Here is a 16,772-nt window from a genome sequence, read left to right as displayed (position 1 = left end):
TGTGAGTGATATCTATATGGATAACAATGCGACAACCATGGTCGCGCCAGAAGTGCTTGATGCGATGCTGCCCTTTTTTACCGAGCAGTTTGGCAACGCTTCTTCGATACACCGCTTTGGCAACAAAGTAGGTTTGGCTCTGCGCGAAGCGCGCCAGCAAGTACAAACCCTATTGGGCGCTGAATATGATTCAGAAATTATTTTTACTTCCTGTGGTACGGAATCAGATTCCACCGCACTGTTATCGGCATTGCGTGCACAGCCTAATAGAAAAGAAATCATTACTACCGAAGTTGAGCACCCGGCTATTTTAAGCCTGTGTTCAAATCTCGAAACTCAGGGCTATAAAGTTCACTATTTAAAGGTAGATAAGCTCGGCCGCCTTGATTTAGACGCCTATAAAAAATTATTGAGCGAGCGAGTGGCGCTTGTCAGTATTATGTGGGCAAACAATGAAACCGGGAATATTTATCCAGTGGAGCGTATGGCGGCGATGGCCGAAGCGGCCAATATAATGTTTCACAGTGATGCAGTACAGGCGGTCGGTAAAGTACCTATCAACTTAAAAAACTCCTCGATACATATGTTGTCGTTGTCGGGGCACAAGCTGCACGCACCTAAAGGTATTGGTGTGCTGTACTTAAAACGCGGTACGCGTTTTAGACCCTTACTTCGCGGTGGGCATCAGGAGCGCGGGCGCAGAGCGGGAACAGAAAACAGTGCCGCTATTGTTGGTCTCGGCAAGGCGGCAGAATTAGCATTAGCGCATATGGCCTACGAAAATTCAGTGGTTGCCCGCCTGCGAGATAAGCTCGAGCAGGGCATACTCGAGAGAGTGCCTCACTGTTTTGTTACCGGGGATACTGATCAGCGCCTGCCCAACACATCCAGTATCGCCTTTGAATTTATTGAAGGCGAAGCCCTGCTGTTGCTGCTAAATAAACACGGTATCGCCGCCTCGAGCGGCTCGGCCTGTACTTCAGGTTCGCTCGAGCCCTCGCATGTTATGAAGGCGATGGCTATTCCGCTGACGGCAGCTCACGGAACTTTACGCTTTTCATTATCGCGCTACAACACGGATGAACAGGTTGAGCGAGTTATTGCTACTGTGCCCGATATTGTCGAGCGCCTGCGAAATCTATCGCCTTACTGGGATGCCGAAAACAATGTTGCTTCGATCGTATCAGAAAACAACACCACTGGTTTTGATCCGGTGTACGCGTAGTGGATCTTTAGTGCTGCTTTTGGTGGCGGTGGTCTAGTAAGGGTGTGGCAAATTGATGGCAGCAAAAAAAATCAATATCGACGATACGACTTTGCGCGATGGTGAACAAAGCGCCGGTGTTGCCTTTAGCGCCGATGAAAAAATTTACATTGCCACAGCGTTGGCCGGGCTTGGTGTACATGAGCTCGAAGTGGGCATACCGGCAATGGGTAGCGAAGAGCGCGAGGTAATGCAGAGCATTGCCAGTTTGAGCTTGGGGCCAAATTTATTAGCGTGGTGTCGTTTAAATAGAGAGGATCTAAACTGCGCTGTGGGCATAGGCATTGATATCGTCGACTTAAGTGTACCGAGCTCGGATCAGCATATTTACAATAAATTAAATAAAGACCGTACCTGGGTTTTAACACAGATTCGAAGATTAATTCCGCTTGCGTTAGATAAAGGTATAGAGGTGTGCATAGGCTGCGAAGATGCATCGCGCGCAGATGTCGACTTTTTAGCTGAGATAGCTGAAACCGCTGAACTTGCCGGAGCGAGGCGTCTGCGTTTTGCTGACACACTCGGCATATTAGAGCCATTTACGTGCTTCGAGCGCATTAGTCAGCTGCGAAGACAAAGCTCGCTGGAGCTTGAAATGCACGCACACGATGACTTTGGTTTGGCTACAGCCAATACCCTTGCGGCGGTGCGCGCTGGAGCAAGCCATATAAATACGACCGTCAACGGCCTCGGCGAGCGCGCCGGTAATGCGCCGCTAGAGGAGTGCGTGTTGGCATTAAAGCATCTTTATAACTACGACAGTGGCATTGATACACGAAAGCTAACACAGCTGTCGGATTTTGTAGCTCGTGCGAGTGGTCGCGCTATCAGTTGGAATAAAAGCATCGTCGGTGAGGGGGTATTTACTCACGAGGCGGGTATTCACGTCGACGGTTTATTAAAAGACAGGCGTAACTATCAGGGCCTGGATCCACGTGAGCTTGGCCGCCAGCACAGCTTGGTGTTGGGCAAACACTCGGGTTCGACACTGTTAAAAAAGCACTGTGATGCCCTTGGCTTGGAGGTGAGCAAGCCCGTATTAAATGAACTTTTGCAACGCCTTAGAGTGTTTGTCACTCACTATAAGCGAAGCCCGAGCCGGAGAGAGCTAATAGAGCTTCACCGCCGCACCGGAATCAATCAAGCCTGGGCGAGTTAAGAGCACTTATTATTAAGGAGCGCCAATTATGAATTTTGACGAGCTAGATTGTGCCGAAGATTTTATGAACTATTTTGGCTTGAACTACGATGAGCGTATTGTTCAGGTGATGCGTTTACATATTATGCAGCGTTTTCACAACTACTTATTGAAAGAGTGCTTGAGTTTAAGTGAAAACATGAGTAGCGAAGAGCACGTCATGTGCAGGGATTTGTTGCAACAAGCCTATAGTGATTTTGTTGATTCGAGCGCTCAGCAGCAAAAAGTGTTTAAAGTTTTTCAGTCGGATCAAAAAAATCATTTAGTTAGCATAGATGATGCAGCGGGAGTTTGAGGTGTTGCCCGAATACGATTTTGGCGATGAAGTTCGCCTGGTAAAAAATGTTCGCAACGATGGCAGCTATCCGGGAAAGCGGCGTGGTGAATTACTGCTTAAACAAGGTGCCCTTGGTCATGTACGTGATGTTGGCGTTTTTTTGCAGGATCAACTTATTTATCAAGTGCATTTTTTTGAGCAAGGAAAGACTGTTGGTTGTCGGGCAGAAGAGCTCATTGCCGCTGGTAAACCTTGGTTGGCTTCGATCTTTGAACAGCGCCAGCGGGTAATAAGCCGACTCTTTATACCTGATCGTTCCGGGCGTTTATACAAAAAGGATATTCACTGTGGTGATGAGGGCTGGGTTGTTAACGTCATTAGGGATGTTGTCAACAAGCGCATTCATTATTTAGTAGATTTTTCCGGGCGCCACCTGCAGCTGCCCGAAGCTGCTTTGCTAGCGGCAAAAGGCAGCGCGAACTATTGCGATTCAAAAACTATTTGAGGCGGGATTGATGTACAAACAAGCCATCTTAGATTACGAACTATTTAAAAGTGCGCAAGAGCTACATCAAAGTGCACCAGGGGCGCTTGATAAGAAAACGGCGGAGCATTTAAAACAGTTAGTACAGCGCAAGCTTAAGCTTGAGCAGATGGTGTTAAGTAGTCCTGAAGCCCTTAAAGTAGGGCTGCCGAACTCCCATATAGAAGATGCCTACAACAAGCTACGTATGCGCTACGAATCTGAGCAAGAGTTTGTCACAGATATAAATGCTATGGGCTTGCAAGTGCAGGACTATAAAGCCGCCCTGGCTAGAGAGCTGAAGCTGGAGGCGGTTATGGATCTAATCTGTGCCGACTGCAATGAGATTAGCGATACCGATGTCGAGCTTTTCTATTATATGCACTCGGCTAGATTTATAAAACCTGAGCTGCGTAAAGCCAGGCATATACTTATAACGGTCAACGAGTCGTTGGCGGATAATAGTCATGCGCTGGCTCAAAAAAAGATATCTGAAATTTATCGGCGTCTTATTAAAAATACGTCGCGTTTTGCTGAACAGGCACTAAAACATTCGGAGTGCCCAACGGCGCTCGATGGGGGGTATCTGGGTGAAGTGAAACGAGGTTTGCTGTACGCAGAGCTCGAGCGTGAATTATTTGCATTAAGTGCTGGGCAGCTGAGCGATATTATTGAGTCTCCTCTTGGTTTTCATATTCTCTACTGCGACGAGGTCATTCGCGAGCAGCAGTTAGCTCTTGATCAGGTTGCGGAGAAACTGCGCGAGACTCTTAAATCGCGTCAACGTAAAAGTCTCCAGCGTCAATGGTTAACGGCACTTATAAAAAAGAGTGGTGTACAAGAGCTGGCGCTAGAAAAGCAAGTGGAGCTGCTTGGTTATGCCTGACACACAGGGCACAGCGTGCTCGTTTTGTGGCGTTGAAAAAAGTGCTGAAGTACCGCTAATTTCAGGGAATGCTGCGTGTATCTGTGAGGAGTGTGTAAAGCTGGCCTTTCGTGTGGTGTCGAGTTGGGGCCATACGGCAAAAAAGGATGATACAACGGCCGGCGCTGGTGACGGCGTAACGCACGAGCGATTGCAAACGCCGTATGAAATTAAGCAGCATCTTGATCAATTTGTTGTCGGTCAAGAGCGAGCCAAAGAAACACTTGCTGTCGCGGTATACAGCCACTATCTGCGTTTGTTTTTTAATCGCCAGCACAGTTTAGAGCCTGATGACTCGTCGGTTGAGCTGGAAAAATCCAATATTTTATTGCTGGGCCCTTCGGGGACCGGCAAAACTTTACTGGTGCGCAGCCTAGCGAAGGCGCTGGGCGTGCCTTTACTCATTGTAGATGCAACCGCACTAACTCAGGCGGGTTATGTTGGTGATGACGTTGATAGCATTATGCAGCGCCTGCTAGAAGCCGCCGATGGCGACGTACAGCGAGCGCAGTGGGGCGTGGTATATATTGACGAGATCGATAAAATAGCGAAGCGCGGCGGTGGCGAGGCGAATGCGCGCGATGTTTCCGGTGAAGGTGTGCAGCAGGCCTTATTAAAACTTGTTGAAGGCTCAGAATTGAAAATCAGCACTGACGAGCGGCGCCGACATAAATACGAAGACTGTTTAATGACTAGTACAAATGTACTGTTTATTGCCGGCGGAGCGTTTCCCGGTATTGAGCAGCAGATATGTCAGCGCTTACAGCCTGAAGGCGCCAAAATAGGCTTTCACGCCGAACCTAGCTCTGAAACGCCCAACATCAATAAATTACTTGAGCACCTGCTGCCTGATGATCTGCAGGCTTTTGGGCTTATCCCTGAGTTTATCGGCCGTTTCCCTGTAATCAGTTTTTTAAAGCCTTTGGATGAACAGGCCCTGTTGGCGGTTTTAACTGAACCTAAAAATGCCTTGGTAAAACAATATAAAAAATTATTCGCTTATCAAGGTTTGAGCTTTGATATTAGTAGCGAGGCTTTAGCTTATATTGCACAGCAGGCCTTGTTACGAAATACCGGGGCGCGCGGCTTGCGCTCAATAATGGAATCGGCTTTGCACTCAACCTTATTTGATATTCCCTCAATGGAAAATATCACCGCCTGCTATTTACAGTTGGTTGATGATCCACAAGGTAAAAAATTGCAGGTTCGGTATTCTAAGGATCTTGCTGATGGCGCAGCCTCTGAGCTTGGTCACAGTTCAATATCTGGCGCCGGTTCGGGTGTCAATAGCAAACAGAAAAGTGCATCGACTTAAGTTATAACAGATCCTGGTTGCTGTGAATGGCTCTGGGTATTCAGGTTTTTCTATCTACGCTTGTGCCAGCAATGTCGCTACTTTTCAAATTTTTGTCATAAAAACAACAGTCGTAAATGTATCTTGTTGTTTGTCTTTTTCCCTGCATAAAAACCTTGCCAGAGATATCAATGATATTCACTTAAGTGAAAGCTTTCCTGGGTGAAAGTAAGGTGGGCGTTTTTTTGGGGAGGGAAAGCTACTACGGGGGCTTCGCCACTGCGTGCTTGTGGCAGCGTCCCAATCTATTCACTTTACTTTTCTTCTGGGTTTGTGGTGCCACATCAATTGAACTGCAATGCGCTTAGAAGCCGCCGAATACTGAAGTACCATCTGGCTTGATTTTCGCAATAACAGTATGTGGCAGTTTCGTCGGTTTATATATTGTTGTTAGGAGATTTTTATGGCAAAGGTAGGTGTTTTTTTTGGTTCTAATACTGGCAATACCAGGAAGGTCGCTAAATTTATTAAGCGTGGTTTTGACGATGAGTTAATGGCAAAACCCGTCAATGTTAATCGGGTTGAAGTTGAAGACTTTGCCCAATACGACTTTTTAATTCTCGGTACGCCGACGCTGGGAAGTGGTGAGTTGCCCGGATTATCGTCGGACTGTGAGGCTGAGAGTTGGGAAGAGTTTTTGCCAAAAATTGAGCATCTGGATTTTAGTGGTAAAACGGTTGCGCTTTTTGCTTTGGGTGATCAGGTAGGCTACCCGGATGAATTTGTCGATGCAATGATAGAGATTTATGACTTTGTTGAAGAGCGCGGTGCAACCATTGTTGGTGCCTGGCCAACTGACGGTTACGACTTTGAGAGCTCTGAGAGCGTTGTCGATGACAAGTTTGTAGGTTTGGTTTTGGATCAGGATAATCAGAGCCATCTAACCGAGCAGCGTTTAGCTACGTGGCTAAAACAAATAGCTGAGGATTTTTCATTGCCACTTTAGCCTCATTTGAGGTGTTGTTTGCACTAAAATTTTCCTTTTTTTGATGCAGAAGATGTCAGCAGCGTGGCAGTAGTGTTGTTCGCGTTTAAGCGCTTTGCTAACTCAGTGCTATGCAGTTGGCATCAATCTAGTTACTATCACAGCACTTTAAAGCTTCGGTGTTGGATAGATGGACTCGATACTTAGCATTCAAAATTTAAACAAATATTACGATTCGGGCTTTCAGGCGCTGAAGTCGGTTACCCTCGATATTGAGCGCGGTGAAATTTTTGCGCTGCTTGGCCCGAATGGTGCCGGTAAGACAACCTTGATCAGTATTGTTTGCAGTGTCGTCAAACCCAGCTCGGGTTCCATTTCTGTTAACGGTATGGATTTGCAGGCTCAGTATAAAGAGGCGCGCAAACAGATTGGTGTTGTGCCACAAGAGCTCGCTGTGCCTATGTTTGAAACCGTGTGGGCGAGCTTGTGTTTTTCGCGCGGTCTGTACGGCAAAGCGCCAAATCCTGCGTATCTTGAGCAGCTACTCAAAAGCCTTAGCTTGTGGGATAAAAAAGATAATAAAATTATGACGCTTTCAGGTGGTATGAAGCGTCGGGTACTGATTGCTAAAGCGTTAGCCCACGAGCCCTCTTTATTGTTTTTAGATGAGCCTACCGCAGGTGTCGACGTTGAGCTGCGCAAAGATATGTGGCGCATGATTGATGAGCTGCGCGCCAAAGGCACAACCATTATTTTAACGACTCACTATATTGAAGAAGCTGAAGAGATGGCCGATCGCATTGGCATTATCAACAAAGGCGAGATTTTATTGGTTGATAAGAAAGAGGCGCTGTTAAATAAGCTTGGTAAGAAGCAGTTGCGTATTGAACTGAGTGAGGCTTTGAATGAGGCGCCGCCATCGCTGCTGAATTTTGGTTTGCAGCTGGAAGAGCAAGGCAAAGTATTAAGTTACCACTACGACGCTTCTGAGAAAAAAAGCATTAATAGCCTTTTGAGTGCGCTCGCCGAGTTACCGATTGAGGTGCAGGACATTCAAAGCAAACAGAGCAGTTTGGAAGAGATTTTTGTATCGCTGTTAAACGACGCCGAACAGGCCAAGCAATCGCTGTAACAGGGGAAACTAATGAACGTTTACGGTATTTGGGAAATTTACAAAAGCGAAATGGCGCGTACTTTTCGCACGATTGGCCAGAGCCTGGCTTCTCCGGTGCTTTCTACTTCGCTGTACTTTATTGTTTTTGGCTCTGCTATTGGTTCGCGCATGGTGGAGATCGACGGCATCCCCTACGCGGCCTTTATTGTGCCTGGTTTAGTGATGCTTTCACTGCTGTCTGAAAGTATTAGCAACGCAGCTTTTGGCATTCATATGCCGCGTTTCACTGGCACTATTTATGAGTTGTTCGCAGCGCCCCTGTCAGCATTTGAGCTGGTAATTGCATTTGTTGGCGCTGCGACAACAAAGTCTTTGCTGTTGGGTTTGATTATTTTGTTAACGGCCAGATTATTTGTCGATTTCGAAATCGAGCACCCGCTGTGGATGCTGGCATTTTTGTTACTGACCTCGCTGAGTTTTAGCATGTTTGGTTTTATTATCGGTATCTGGGCCGATGGTTTTGAGAAGTTGAATATCATTCCGATGATGGTGATTACGCCGCTGACTTTTCTTGGCGGTACCTTTTATTCAATAAAAATGTTGCCGGAATTCTGGCAGACGGTGACCCTGTTTAACCCGGTGGTATATTTGATCAGTGGTTTTCGCTGGGCTTTTTATGGTCATGCAGATGTTGCGGTGGAGATCAGTTTGGTGATGATTTTTGTGTTTATGCTGCTGTGCGCCGCTGCAATTGCCTGGATCTTTAAAACGGGTTACAAACTAAAGAGTTAAGTTAGGAGCGTTTAGTATTTATTAAATAAGTCGCCCATAAAAAACGGCGCAATTGGCGCCGTTTTTTGTGCTTGTGTTCTCTTGCAAGACTAGTCTTGCAGAAGATTGCCCGGCTTAAACTCAACCGAATTATCGGCAATCTTGGTTTTATCTACTTTGTTGCGAGCTTTAATAAACTTGGTGCCGAGCACATAGGCCTTGGCGTAGTTGACTGCGTCGACTGAGAGCAGTTCGTCGCCTTTGAAATACCAGACCGAAAAGCGCTTGTCGTCATCGGCTTCTTCGCGAACGATGATGTCATCATAACCCTGGCTCAAACCCACCATTTGCAGTTTTACATCGTACTGATCCGACCAGAACCAAGGAATTGTGTCGTAGATAGGGGCCTTGCCGCAGATAGCAGCCGCGGCAACCTTGGCTTGATCGACAGCGTTTTGCACACTCTCAAGGCGAATATTGCGATCGTAGTGCGGGTTGCGGTGTAAGGTACAGTCGCCGATAGCGTAGATGTTTTCATCGCTGGTTTGCGCCGCTTGGTTAACGACAATACCGTTGTCAACGTCGAGGCCTGCTTCTGTGGCGAGTTCGGAGTTAACACGAATGCCGACACCGACAATAATAAGGTCGGCGGGGAAGCGTGCACCGTCGTCGCAGCAGACGGTATTTGCGCCGTCTTCGCGCTCAATGCCACTTACATTTTTTGCGGTGAGCACTTGCACGCCGTTATCGCTGTGCAACTTCTGGAAAAAAGCGCTCATATGTGGCGCGGTAACACGTTGAAGGATGCGCTCTTCGCGCTCCAGTACGGTTACAGTACCGCCGAGTTTTTTCAGCGATGCCGCGGTTTCAAGGCCGATATAACCGCCACCGATAACAACCACACGCTTGTGCTCGCTGGCATTAAAGCTTTCGCGTATGCCCTGAACATCGGCGGCGCTGCGCAGTGCGTAGCAGTTTGTTGCTTGGTCTAGGCCGGGAATTGGCGGGATAAACGGGCGCGCACCGGCGGCGTATACCAACTTGTCATAAGCTTGTTCGGAGCCGTCGGCCAGAATAATTTTTTGGGCTTCTCTGTCAATTTTGCGAACGGTCGCGCCAAGACGCAGGGTGATATTGTCTTTTTCGTAAGTTTCGGCGCTTTTGAGCAGATTCTTGTCGATGGCGTCGTCGCTGGTCAAATAAGCTTTTGACAGCGGTGGGCGGTGATACGGAAGTGTTGCATCGCTGTCGAACAGAATAATCTCTCCGTCCCAGCCCTCTTTGCGCAGGGCAAAAGCGAAATTCACACCGCCGTGACTGGCGCCGATAACGACACAAACTTTGGAATTAGACATTTTTTATCTCTTTGAACTGCGTGTTGATGGGGCTGCAGAGAAGCTGGGCTGGCCTGGCAGGCAGTGCCGAAACACCTTCGGCACTGAGTTCTCGCCTTGCTTAGCTTTTGGCGACGCGAAATACCGCACCGTCGATGGCGTCACTTACTTCCAGTTGGCAGCAGAGGCGACTGTACTCATCGGCGTCGTCGTCGAGTTCAAGCATGTCCTGCTCAATTTCGCTGGCCTCACCGGTTTTAGCCGTGTGTTCTGGTAAAACGTGAACGTGACAGGTGGCGCAGGAGCAAACGCCGCCGCAATCGCCGTCGATACCTTCAATGCCGTTGGCAACCGCCGCTTCCATCACGGAACCTGAGCTCGCCTCAACAGTGATTTGTTCATCGTTGTTAGTAATAAAAGTAAATTTAGCCATCGTTGTCTCTCAAAAATTCAGAGTTATAGTTTCGGTGGGAGTTATACCCCCGAGATAATATGCGATAAAGCTTTACAGCTGTAGTGCGCCGGATAACGCCAGATTTAACGGGCGTTAAATTGAGCCGTAATACTGTCAAAGCCGACCTTGCGCTTAAACTGATCCAGGTCTTCGATATTGTCTTTGTGCTCTAGGATATCGATGCTCTGAACTTTTTCGCACAGCACTTCAATTAAAATGGCCATAATCGCGCGGGCATGAGTGGAGCCCAGGCAGTTGTGGGTGCCAAAACCAAAGGCCAGGTGCGGGTTAACTTTGCGATCGAGTACAACTTTATCGGCGTCCGGGAAGACTTTTTCGTCGCGGTTAGCTGAGGCCCAGCACAGGCCAACGCGGGTGTCTGCCTTGACGGCGTGCTCACAAACTACTTGGTCTTCCGTGGCAACGCGGCCCATCTGGGTCAGCGGTGAAAAGTAGCGAATCAGCTCTTCAATGGCACTGTTGCGGATTTCCGGTTCCTGGCGCAGGCGCTCGAGCGATTCGGGATGATCGGCAAAATACGCGATGCTATTGGTCAGGGTGTTAATAACGGTATCGCGGCCACCGGCGAAGGTCAGGATCATGACTCCCTTGACTTCTTCTTTGCTCATTTTCTTGCCGTTTACATCGGCAGCAAGCAATACGCTGTAGAGATCGTCGCCGGGGTTGGCAATGGCGCGGTCGATTTGCTCATCGATATAGTCGTAGAGGATGGCGGCCTTGTCGCCGTCGAGGTCGCTGTCTTCACTGCGGAATACGTGGGTGCCCCAGTCAATCCAGACCTTGGACTCTTCATAGGGGATGTTCAGCAATACGGTAAGCGCGCGACTTTGCAGCTTGAGGCTGAAATCGCCGACAACTTCGACTTTGTCTTGTGCCAGTACATCGTCGATGCAACCGTTGATGATCTCGCGCAATTTGTCTCGATAGGGCTCTTCGGTTGGGCGCTTAAACCAGGGCTCAACAAGGTCGCGATAGCCTTTGTGCTCTGGTGGGTCCACCTCAAACGGGATCTGGCGAGTTTCGCGGATCGCAACTTCAGACGGGATAACGATGCGGCCAGGCTTGGCGCCACTTTGCAGGCCTTTCCAGTTGTGCGCGCCTTTGCGCACATCTTTTAGGCGCAGGGCCATCAGTACTGGATCGTCCTGATCGTTTTGGTGGCCAACGCCGCTGCCTTCGCGCGCTTCTTTGAACGGATCGGGTAGTTCACTGATTTTCATAGCTCATCTCTTTATTTGTACTGCTATTGCTGCCGCCTACACCGCATCGTCCGTGCTCAGTGGGCTCGCTGATAAACGCCGCTCATAATAAGTTCTGATCCAGGTCAAAAATACCGTGGCCTTGAAGAAAAAATAGCATAATGATGCTTTTAGAGGCGCGTATTTTTGGGTAAATGGCAGCTTATTTACTTTTGTTTGCAGGCAATTGTAGAAGACTTCGCTTAGAAGTGCGCCAAAAAAAGCATGGTACTACTATTTTATGACATGCCTTTTGTTATCAGCGCTAGAAATGGGCCATAAGCCTGATAAAGCTAGGAAATGTTAAATGCTTGTACTTTGAGGGCCGAGCATGGGCCGCTCGTTTTGGCAGTAATTTAGTTGGCTAAGCTTTCCGGAAGTTGGTGGTGGCTGTGGCGCAGCATATAGATGCGGCCGCGTATACCACTGATGTCGTAGCGCGATTTATCGGTGACGATGTAACCGTTTAAGCGCTGACCGCGCTGAACAAGGCTAAAACCATAGCCGGGCCCGAGTTCGCTGATATGGCCTTTAACACTGAGGCCGCGCTGATCTAACTCACATCTGTGTATCTCGGCAAAGAGTGAGTGTTTTTGCCCTGGCAGTTGAAATTCCAGCAAGCTGCCCGCCTGGCTGTCGCTGAGTTGTTCGGGGTTAAATTGAATCACAAAGACCTCACTGGCGTCTAAACCTGCGCTCGCGGCAATGCGCTGCATATCTTTATCGATGTTGTTGATTTGGGTCTGCGGCGCTGTGCTTTTGTCAAAGTAATTAAACAGTGTGGGTTTGCTGTGCAGGGGCTGGTAAGGCTCGGCTTGTTTAGTGCTGTTTGCTAAGGCGATAGGCTCGTTTTTGTTGCCGCCAGTGACTGGATAAGCTTCGGCTAGTTGTAGTGTTTTTTGTGCTGTTTTTGGTGTTGTTGCTTGGCGCTGGTTTGGCTTGTCGTTGCCATAAATTAGCGGCTTTTGTCTGTTGAGTGCGGTGATTAAAGCGAGCACACATAGAAGCGCAATAGCTATTAAAACGACATATTTAAGCGCTTTGCGTTGATACGGTATTGAATGAATGAGATGGTTTTTCATTGCAGAAAACGTTTTGGGGGGGAAGAAAGCCGGCTTGCTCTCAGTTGTTACGGGCAAGCCGGCGCGCTGTTATAGCGAAGACCAGCGCGATGAATAGGCGCTGGCGCTTTCATCAAAAAATAGTTTGATACCTCGTGCGGCGTCCGCCTCTTCGCTGCCACATTGACGAAGCTCTGGCCCACACTCGTTTAGGCGGGGGTTGGAAAAGAACTGAATGCGCGGGGCGTAGTTAAAATAGGCGGCATAAGCCATGGTGGTGCGAAACTCGCCGATCACACCGTAACCCATGGACCAGGGATAAGGGCGGCCGGGGCTCAGGCCATCGACGGTCTGGCCGTGGCCGGCGCCTAAGTTGTGGCCGAGTTCGTGTGCGACCGAACTTGTGCAGTGGGCCGAGGTTAGCGATATGGCATGAATATCCGGGGTGCTGCTCGGGTAGTAGGCGATGCCGCAGTTTGGCCCGTAAACGGGGCTGATATAGGCGAGCAGGTCGGGGCGGAACTCCCGTTTTAACGCGGCAGCATAAGTGTTGTCGCGCAGGGAATAGAGGCTCTCGTGGCTGATGTCGGTGTGCCCGGCACGGCCTAATAACTCTAACGGCAGCATGCCAACGAGCTCAAGCTCAATACCGGTATTACTGTTGTCAAACGTGGTTTGACTGTAGTCCATTAACATATGGAGCTGAGCTTCGGCCTCTTCAGTGCTGCCGTAATAAGTTAGCATTTCATTTGGGTAAACCAGCAGGATGCGCAGTTTGTTTTGGCCGACGCTGGTACTGGCGATGGGGCCGTAGTGATAACCCAGGTAGGGGCTCAACTCATAGCTGCGCAAGCGATATTCGTAGAGGCCTTCGGCCATACTAAACTCGACGCGCAGGTAGTTGTTTGGCGCGCCGTCGGCACTGCTGTGTACCACCTGCCAGGGGCCACCATTGACCCTGCGCTCAAGCTCGGCGTTGGCATCATTGCTATTCCAGCGAATGCTGATGCTGCTGTTTACCGGCAGTTTTGCCGGCAAGCTCACCGCTGGTAGGCGCGAGGCGACGGTTACCAGGGTCTGATCGCTGTAGGCATCGCGGCCTTCATCTGGAGCTGGGTCGTAGATGCGAAACCAGTGGCGCCCCGGGGCGAGGCTCAAGCTTTGCCGCGTGGTTATTTGGCTCAAATCCGAGCTGGCGAGGTCAAACCAGTTGCCACTGGCATCGCGCTGTTGCAGGTACTGAAGCTTAAAGTTGCTGTCCCAGTGAATATCGAGTTCAGTGCTGTCGCTAAAGCGCGGCGCACTTGGCGGTGCCAGGCTCGAAGGCCTGATGTCGACATGCACCGTGGCAGAGCTTAGCGTGTTGCCGTCATCGATGCTGTAGCTAAAACTGTCCTCGCCACTGAAGCCGGGTTTCGGGCTGTAGATGATCTTGTTGTTATCGATTTTCATGCTGCCGTGCTGGGGCCAGAGCGCGCCGCCAACTTGACTGAGCGCGACGCTCGATGAGTGGCCGGCAAGGTCATTGGCGAGCGCGTCAATGGTGACGGGCAGGCCTGCGCTAGTGCTAGCGCGGTCATCAACGGCCGTCCAGCTGGCCGGAGGCAGCACTGTTACTGTGACTTTAGCGGCACTGAGCACCGCGCCGTCATCAATGCTGTAGCTGAAGCTGTCGCTGCCATACCAGCCCGTATCGGGAACGTATTGCAATACTGAGTCAGAAAGTTTGTAGACCTGGCCGTGGGCCGCTTGTTGCAACTGGTTAAATTCGGAAATAGTTGCCGGCCGGGCCAACTGGTCGTTGGCGAGCACGTCGATATCGACGGGTGTACTCGCCGCTGTGTTGACAAAGTCGTTGATTGCCTGGCTTTGTGTTGCAACGGGAGTGATTTCGATACGGTCCATATTCCATTCCCAATTTGACCCACCCGCGGCGGTGATGCGCATAAGCTGAGCTCCTGCTTGAAGCTCGACCTTCTGCCAAATAACAAGTTCGTCAAATTTATCCCAGTCGCCATTGGGTGAGACCGCTACGGTTTTATCCAGGCCGGGCAGGGAGAGTTGCACCGCTGAACCTGTGATGGGGCTGCCAACAAATACCGAGACGCGGTAGTGGCCCGCTTCATTTAAATTAAACTGGTATTCCCCCCAGTCGCTGCTTTGCACGTGGTTGACAGCGCCGACCCCGTCGCCGGTGACGTAGCGACTAAAGCCCCCGGCGCCACCGCCGCTGCGAATAAAATCTTCCGCTTCTATGGTTAGTGCTTTAGTTGAATGGGCGAGTACGGCACCGAGGCACAGGCCGGCGATGCCAAGTTTGCTTTGGCGTAAATTGTTCATTGTTAAACTCCATGTATACGAAGCACAAAAGGCAAATACGGTTTTGCTTTTTGTGCACTCGTTTAAACTACTTCTCAGCGCAATTGCACTGAACGATGTCCATGTAGCACAGGCGCAAGTTTGCCTGCCAAACGAGTTGGCACTTGCGTTGTGTTTGAAAAGATTATTGTTGCAAGCGAGAGGACACCCGCTGCGGATTTATTATTTGTGCCCTGCGAAAATTCAACTTCCCTTGGCCAATTCAGTTTACTTAAAGCCGGGGCTTTATTTGAATGGCTTTTAAGCTTTAAGAGAAATTATTGGCGCTGCTTAAGACGGCTTGGCGCAGAGTTGGATTGTTGGTTTTATTTGTGAGCTCTGTGCATGCGTAATTGGGTTGTTTGTACATGCATTATTTGTTTCATAAAACTCTGATTGCTTTCAGAGAGGCAAGCGCATAATGTTGCTTTGTCTAACCGTAAAGCAGTATGCAAATGAAAAATATAATAATTGTAGGTGGTGGCACATCGGGCTGGATGACTGCAGCTATGCTCAGTCACGCTTTACCAGAATATATCAATATACGTTTGGTTGAGTCTGAGGATATTGGCACTATTGGTGTGGGTGAGGCTACTATTCCCCACATCGGAAAGTTCAATGCCATGCTTGGTATCGACGAAGCTCAATTTATGAGAGAGGTGCAGGCGACATTTAAGCTTGGAATTGAGTTTGTTGATTGGGGGGCTTTAGGCGAGCGCTATATGCATCCATTTGGGGCGTTTGGCATGCCTCTGAACGACTTGCCTTTTCACAATTACTGGTTGAGAGCTCGTAAAACCCAGGGCGATTTGAGCCTTGAAGCATTTTCTCTGAATACCGCGGCGGCGCGCTCGGGGAAATTTATGAAACCCAATCAAGATCCAACATCGTTAGCTTCTAAAATTGCTTATGCCTACCATTTGGATGCGGGATTATATGCAAAGTTCTTACGTCGTTTTGCCGAAGCTAAAGGGCTAGAGCGCATTGAGGCAAAAGTTGTTTCGACGGAACTAGACCCGGCAAGTGGCTTTATTCAAAACATTGTCTTGGACTCTGGAGAAAAACTAGCGGCGGACTTGTTTATTGACTGCAGTGGCTTTCGCGGAGTATTAATTGAAGAGGCGCTGCATTCGGGCTACGAAGATTGGTCGGACATACTGCCAATGGATAGCGCAATTGCCGTACCTTCAGCGCTTGAGTCCGAGCCCTTGCCCTATACCGTGTCGCATGCGAGAGAAGCCGGCTGGACTTGGCAGATTCCCCTACAGCACCGAATGGGCAATGGCCATGTGTTCTCTAGTAAATACATGGATGAGCAGCAAGCAAGAGATATATTGTTACAGAATATTCATGGTGAGCTTCTAGCCGAGCCGCGCTTGTTGCGTTTTAAAGTCGGCAGAAGAAAAAAAACCTGGGTAAATAACTGTGTCGCGATTGGCTTAAGTTCCGGTTTTATTGAGCCGCTGGAGTCAACAGCCATTCACCTTGTCCAGGAAGGTATTACCCGCCTTGTGGCTTTTCTCTCTGATTTAGAGTTTAGCCCTGAGAGCCGAGACGAATACAATCGTACAATGGCGCTTAACTACGAGAGAATTCGCGATTTTATTCTTCTTCATTACCATGTGACCCGCAGAGATGATAGCGAGTTCTGGCGAGATGTACGGGCAGTAAAGCTTCCGGATGTACTCGAACGTCGTTTGCGCTTAATGAAACAGGCGGGAGTCCACGCAGATTATGAATTTGATATTTTTGGTATAGAAAACTGGCTTGCTGTTGCGATTGGGCAGGGCATTGTGCCGCAGAGTTATAACCCTGTAGCCAATACGATGCCGTCAAAAGAGTTCGATTATCATATTTCTCAGTTTCAGCATGCCGTGCGAGAGATTGCCCGCCAAATGCCTAGTCATCAGGCGTTTATTGATCACTATTGTAAAGCCTGATTGAGTTTTTCCTGG

The 16,772-nt window shown here is 49.1% G+C and carries 15 protein-coding genes; 10 read left to right on the top strand and 5 right to left on the bottom strand.

Annotated features, from left to right (window positions below; translation table 11 throughout):
• Nucleotide 1: 1 nt before the first annotated feature.
• The 9 genes from nifS (at nucleotide 2) to CFK45_RS03420 (ending at nucleotide 8,372) form a co-directional block, all read left to right on the top strand.
• Nucleotides 2–1,225: a cysteine desulfurase NifS gene (gene nifS, locus CFK45_RS03460; RefSeq protein ID WP_192870732.1), complete on the top strand. Its 1,224-nt coding sequence runs from the start codon at nucleotides 2–4 to the stop codon at nucleotides 1,223–1,225.
• Between the two features lie 55 nt (nucleotides 1,226–1,280).
• Entirely contained in the window at nucleotides 1,281–2,423 is a 1,143-nt protein-coding gene (gene nifV, locus CFK45_RS03455) for a homocitrate synthase (protein WP_096085028.1), read from the top strand.
• Nucleotides 2,424–2,451: 28 nt separating this feature from the next.
• Complete coding sequence (gene nifW / locus CFK45_RS03450) at nucleotides 2,452–2,757, top strand: nitrogenase-stabilizing/protective protein NifW (protein WP_096085027.1); 306 nt, start codon at nucleotides 2,452–2,454, stop codon at nucleotides 2,755–2,757.
• A gap of 1 nt (nucleotide 2,758) precedes the next feature.
• Complete coding sequence (locus CFK45_RS03445) at nucleotides 2,759–3,244, top strand: nitrogen fixation protein NifZ (RefSeq protein ID WP_204378411.1); 486 nt, start codon at nucleotides 2,759–2,761, stop codon at nucleotides 3,242–3,244.
• A gap of 10 nt (nucleotides 3,245–3,254) precedes the next feature.
• Nucleotides 3,255–4,148, top strand: coding sequence for a nitrogen fixation protein NifM (gene nifM, locus CFK45_RS03440; RefSeq protein ID WP_096085025.1), 894 nt, complete (start codon nucleotides 3,255–3,257; stop codon nucleotides 4,146–4,148).
• Nucleotides 4,141–5,502, top strand: coding sequence for an ATP-dependent Clp protease ATP-binding subunit ClpX (clpX, locus tag CFK45_RS03435; protein WP_096085024.1), 1,362 nt, complete (start codon nucleotides 4,141–4,143; stop codon nucleotides 5,500–5,502). The genes nifM and clpX overlap by 8 nt, the downstream gene beginning before the upstream one ends.
• Before the next feature lie 442 nt (nucleotides 5,503–5,944).
• Nucleotides 5,945–6,487, top strand: coding sequence for a flavodoxin (locus CFK45_RS03430; protein WP_096085023.1), 543 nt, complete (start codon nucleotides 5,945–5,947; stop codon nucleotides 6,485–6,487).
• A gap of 169 nt (nucleotides 6,488–6,656) precedes the next feature.
• Entirely contained in the window at nucleotides 6,657–7,598 is a 942-nt protein-coding gene (locus CFK45_RS03425) for an ABC transporter ATP-binding protein (RefSeq protein WP_096085022.1), read from the top strand.
• A gap of 12 nt (nucleotides 7,599–7,610) precedes the next feature.
• Complete coding sequence (locus CFK45_RS03420; RefSeq protein WP_096085021.1) at nucleotides 7,611–8,372, top strand: ABC transporter permease; 762 nt, start codon at nucleotides 7,611–7,613, stop codon at nucleotides 8,370–8,372.
• Between the two features lie 89 nt (nucleotides 8,373–8,461).
• On the opposite strand, the gene CFK45_RS03415 is transcribed toward CFK45_RS03420, so the two are convergent.
• From CFK45_RS03415 to CFK45_RS03395, 5 genes are all read right to left on the bottom strand, one after another.
• On the bottom strand, nucleotides 8,462–9,706 hold the full coding sequence (locus tag CFK45_RS03415; protein WP_096085020.1) for an NAD(P)/FAD-dependent oxidoreductase: 1,245 nt from the start codon (nucleotides 9,704–9,706) through the stop codon (nucleotides 8,462–8,464).
• Nucleotides 9,707–9,806: 100 nt separating this feature from the next.
• Nucleotides 9,807–10,118, bottom strand: a complete 312-nt coding sequence (locus CFK45_RS03410; RefSeq protein ID WP_096085019.1) for a 2Fe-2S iron-sulfur cluster-binding protein — start codon at nucleotides 10,116–10,118, stop codon at nucleotides 9,807–9,809.
• Between the two features lie 104 nt (nucleotides 10,119–10,222).
• Nucleotides 10,223–11,380, bottom strand: a complete 1,158-nt coding sequence (locus CFK45_RS03405) for a cytochrome P450 (RefSeq protein ID WP_096085018.1) — start codon at nucleotides 11,378–11,380, stop codon at nucleotides 10,223–10,225.
• A gap of 374 nt (nucleotides 11,381–11,754) precedes the next feature.
• The gene (locus CFK45_RS03400) at nucleotides 11,755–12,480 is read right to left on the bottom strand and encodes a hypothetical protein (RefSeq protein WP_096085017.1); all 726 of its coding nucleotides are present in this window, start codon (nucleotides 12,478–12,480) and stop codon (nucleotides 11,755–11,757) included.
• Between the two features lie 69 nt (nucleotides 12,481–12,549).
• Nucleotides 12,550–14,799: an Ig-like domain-containing protein gene (locus tag CFK45_RS03395; RefSeq protein WP_096085016.1), complete on the bottom strand. Its 2,250-nt coding sequence runs from the start codon at nucleotides 14,797–14,799 to the stop codon at nucleotides 12,550–12,552.
• A gap of 473 nt (nucleotides 14,800–15,272) precedes the next feature.
• On the opposite strand from CFK45_RS03395, the gene CFK45_RS03385 reads away from it, so the two are divergent.
• Nucleotides 15,273–16,757 (top strand): tryptophan halogenase family protein, encoded by a 1,485-nt coding sequence (locus tag CFK45_RS03385; protein WP_204378410.1) that lies wholly within the window; start codon nucleotides 15,273–15,275, stop codon nucleotides 16,755–16,757.
• The last annotated feature ends 15 nt before the right edge of the window (nucleotides 16,758–16,772 follow it).

Origin of the sequence: Agaribacterium haliotis, from assembly GCF_002312815.1 — a bacterium.
Classification (GTDB): Bacteria; Pseudomonadota; Gammaproteobacteria; order Pseudomonadales; family Cellvibrionaceae; genus Agaribacterium; species Agaribacterium haliotis.
The sequence above is the reverse complement of the archived record's forward strand: the minus strand, read 5'-3'. Positions and strand labels throughout refer to the sequence as shown.